The following is a 3,809-nucleotide window of genomic DNA, read 5'->3' on the forward strand; positions in this document are numbered from 1 at the left end:
TTTTGCTGTTCGGCGTAGAATCCGGGAGGAGGCAAAACCTCCACAAACGCCTTCTCTTCACCGGGACATATCAGCCCAAAATACTTCTCACCCCGTTCGATTAAATCTGAAGTTTTAGCTACTATTTAATTTTTCTCTGTAGCTGATTTTATCTCCCGATTAATTACACTAGGAACCTTGGCAGAGTCGCCTAAATAATACCTGGTGAAGTTGAAGCTACCACTAACAGTTAAGCCGTTTGTATTAACATTTGATTCTTGAGTTAGCAGAATAATTCTTATTTTTAAAGCCCGACCAACTGTAGATAATAATTTAATCGCTTTGCTATGTAATTCTTTATCATACTCTCTCAGCATTAAAGATTCATCTACTACCCATATTTGAGGTTTTATTTCTGGTAATTCATCTCCATTCTCCGCAGCAATAGTCGCAGCATCTAATCTATTTTGTAGAGAGTTTACCATATCTTTAAGACCATCAAAACTGGTACGAAAATCCTCATTAATGGCATTTAAACCCTTGTATTGTGGTTTAAATTTTTTACCTGCAAACTTCCATTCTGTATAAGGATATTTGGGGTCAATTACAAAGATTTCTGCATTACCTCCAAAATGAATATTAGCTAAAGCAGCAATATTATCTACTAAAGTAGATTTTCCCCTACCAGTTGCGCCAATAATTAAGTCGTGGTGAGATTTCACAAAGGTATCATCTAACCAACAAGTATCACGCTTTTTAGTAGTACCGGAACTGACAACAATTGGATTAACATCTCTAGATTTTTCATTTTCAGTTTTTACTAATAGATACCCTCCTTTTATTTCAGTGTTACAAAACTTACCAGTTGATAATTCCAAGGAATGATTAATCTTTAAAGCTTTAGAAGCTTTGGTAGAATCTACTAGGTAAAACTTAAAAGCTAAAGTATCTCCATAGCGATTAAATTCAGCAAAGGAAACGTTAATTTCGTTCTCTAAATAAGTATTCTGAATTATTTGAGAGAGGTAAGCTTCGTAACTTGCACCATGAGCAATTCTTAGCTTACTACTATTCTTTAAATTAGTATTCTCAGATTGTAGAGAATTTAGTGCATCTTGATATTTTAAAAGCTGATGCTTGTAAAGCTCATTAGTTCTTACTAATTCATCAAATTTATCTTTTTCTGCCAATAAAGCTTTTTCTACTTCCAAGGCAGATTTCTCTTGATTTATTTTCAGTTGTTCTTTGTACAAGTTCAACTGTTTCTTTATATCGTCTAACCTTCTTTCTTCAGCAATTATATTATTTTCTCTACTATAAAACTGCTCTAGTTTATGCTGAGATAAGTCTAACTGATTCCTAAGTTCATCTGATACAGCGAGCGCCTGATTTAATTCAGTGGTAAACTCATCATTTAATTGTTGTTTGATAACTACTATTTCAGCTTCATACCTATTAGCAATTTCTATCGAAGCTTCTTTTACACGAACATCACAGGTTTTTAACTTACGAGTTAACTTATCTATATCTTGAGCCAATTCAGATATTTTAATATCCTTTTCTTGAGTAGCTTCAACAATTTTATTTTGTAGAGAATTTATTAAATCTTCATTTTGCTGCCGTAAAGTTGCTAATTCTAAATCAGCATCTTTTGAAATTTTATCGATTTTTTCTTGAGAGGAATTAATAGTATTTGCCAGAGTCGAGGTACTGACTATAATTCCCAAAAAAGAGCTACCTAATAATACTAATTTAATCTTTTTCTCCAGGTAAACATTCATTGATGAAAAAACGAATATTCCTGTAGAAACAATAATCCCTGCCACTGCAATTTTGAACTTCATAATAGAAAAAATAGGGGAGCAACCCCCTATAAAACTAAAGAACGAAAGATTCCACTAAAGGTTAAAAACAAGCTTGACAGTCAATGCACAAGCAGCAACAAACAGCAAAAAACCCAAGAAATTAACGATAATAACCAGCGGAATGAAGTTAAACTTCATATTTTTGATCTCCTAAGTTAAACCAGTTGAATCTTCAATAAATATTGGAATTGCATCCAACACATCAAAATCGGCGGCATATCGGGATTTTAAACTAGCTTCCAATTGAGTAAGATTCAACCTAGATTCCTCTATTTGCAGATGCCGGGTGTTGCCCTGAATTGTCATCATTTCTCTTTCCTGTATGGAAGAAGCTTGTTCAAACAACAATCTGTCCTCAAGCTGAGAATGCTTTTCCTGAGCTAAGGAAAGGCGAGTCTGCTCTTGCTCATAATTTACATCTGCTATTAACTGTTTAACATCAGCAATATCAGTGTTAGTGCTTTCGATGTTGTAGCCTATCTGCCTTTGCTTAACTTTTTCACCAGAAGCAGCCACATCCCAAGATTTAGCCAGCAGGTTATTATCAATAATCTGCAAATCAAGCGAGCGCATTTGACCTTCCTTATGCTGCTTCTGAAGATCGTAATCATGCTTTGTGATTGACTCAACGCCCTCAAAACTAACACTAGAAAGCCTCTGACGAGTAGAGGAGAACTTTGGTTTCACAGAGGAACCTAAAGTATAGGTCATTTTTTTTTGTACTCCTTGTAAAATTTTTCAACCAAACGAAACTGTGTTTGCTGTTGGTTTCTGCAGTTAGAATATTGTTGCTGTAACTTCTGAAACTCCGAAAAATAGGCATTATCAGAATATTCATAATAAGCTATCGCTCCCACAAAACCAACAAAAGCAGCAGCGGTGATTTTGACAATATCAGCAATCATTTTGAAATATCCTATACTATTAGCTTTGCTGGCTTGACTTTAAGTTATTTACTCTATCCTCCAAACTTTTAATTCTCTGCAGAGTCTTATCAACTAAATTCTCATCATCCATAGGTGGAATATTTGGGTTACATTTGTTAGCAGCATCTTGAGCTGCATCGACTAGACCTGCTATATCATCAATATTGGTATCATCTTCAGTTGCTAATTTTTCAATAGCCGTCAACGGCTTCGCCAGCCAATAACAATCACCAATGTCAACCGTAACTTTTACCACTTTTAAACCTCCTTTATTTTGAAGTGTGCCCTAGCTGCTCTAGTATTTGTGCCATCCCATCATTGAAATTACCCACCAGCGCTGCTCCACAACGCGCCGACATTTCTGTCCCTACTTGCCCATAAAAAGACTCTAGAGAACTGGTAAGTTGGTCGAGCGCATTCCCGACATTGCTTGCTTCGTTTTTAATTCTGAATATTTGAGCCATATTAGCTGTGGCTTTAGAAGAATCGTATTTAGGTGCGGGAACAATATTAGCTACTGGCTCTGATTGAGAATAGGAAGCCCATACTTGCTGCTTGAAATCCTCATACAGCATCTTGCCTGGATTTTTAGTACCATCTGGGAGCTTGAGAGCGATCGCCTCTTGTAGCTCTTGCATTTTCTCCAAGGCCAGAGGGGTATACCTTTCACCAACCTTGAATCCTTCTGTTAACCAATACCAACATTCGCAAATCCGGGGATAGTAGCCAGTGCCAGCACGGTAGATAGTTTTGGTAGAAATACTTAGTTCCTGAGCTAATTGTTCAAGAGTGTAGCGAACTGTTTCAGTAGCAGGAATGTCTGTCTGTCCTTCTACTTCGTCGTCTATATGGAAGTCTATTACATTGTCTCCATAATTCTCTTCATTTCCCTGTAACCCATAGCTAATAGGGATTTTAGATGTGTACATCAGTTTGTCTCTCCTTGTCTGTTTGATGTCTATAATTGAAATATAGACACTAAAAAACGGAAGTACAAGGAACCTAAGCAACTGTTTGGGAACGTAGGCAATTAATACGC

At 36.3% G+C, this 3,809-nt stretch carries 5 protein-coding genes; all 5 read right to left on the reverse strand.

Annotated features, from left to right (window positions below):
* Positions 1-125: 125 nt before the first annotated feature.
* The gene (locus tag F6K15_RS37550) at positions 126-1,823 is read right to left on the reverse strand and encodes a hypothetical protein (RefSeq protein WP_293071142.1); all 1,698 of its coding nucleotides are present in this window, start codon (positions 1,821-1,823) and stop codon (positions 126-128) included.
* Positions 1,824-1,994: 171 nt separating this feature from the next.
* Positions 1,995-2,555: a hypothetical protein gene (locus F6K15_RS37555; RefSeq protein WP_293071144.1), complete on the reverse strand. Its 561-nt coding sequence runs from the start codon at positions 2,553-2,555 to the stop codon at positions 1,995-1,997.
* Positions 2,552-2,749 carry a hypothetical protein gene (locus F6K15_RS37560; RefSeq protein WP_293071146.1) on the reverse strand — a complete coding sequence of 66 codons (198 nt, stop codon included), beginning with the start codon at positions 2,747-2,749 and terminating at the stop codon, positions 2,552-2,554. Before F6K15_RS37560 ends, F6K15_RS37555 begins: the two co-directional genes overlap by 4 nt.
* Before the next feature lie 19 nt (positions 2,750-2,768).
* Positions 2,769-3,026: a hypothetical protein gene (locus tag F6K15_RS37565; RefSeq protein ID WP_293071148.1), complete on the reverse strand. Its 258-nt coding sequence runs from the start codon at positions 3,024-3,026 to the stop codon at positions 2,769-2,771.
* Between the two features lie 13 nt (positions 3,027-3,039).
* Entirely contained in the window at positions 3,040-3,699 is a 660-nt protein-coding gene (locus F6K15_RS37570) for a hypothetical protein (RefSeq protein WP_293071150.1), read from the reverse strand.
* Positions 3,700-3,809: the final 110 nt, after the last annotated feature.

It is taken from the genome of Okeania sp. SIO2B3, assembly GCF_010672525.1.
Classification (GTDB): Bacteria; Cyanobacteriota; Cyanobacteriia; order Cyanobacteriales; family Microcoleaceae; genus Okeania.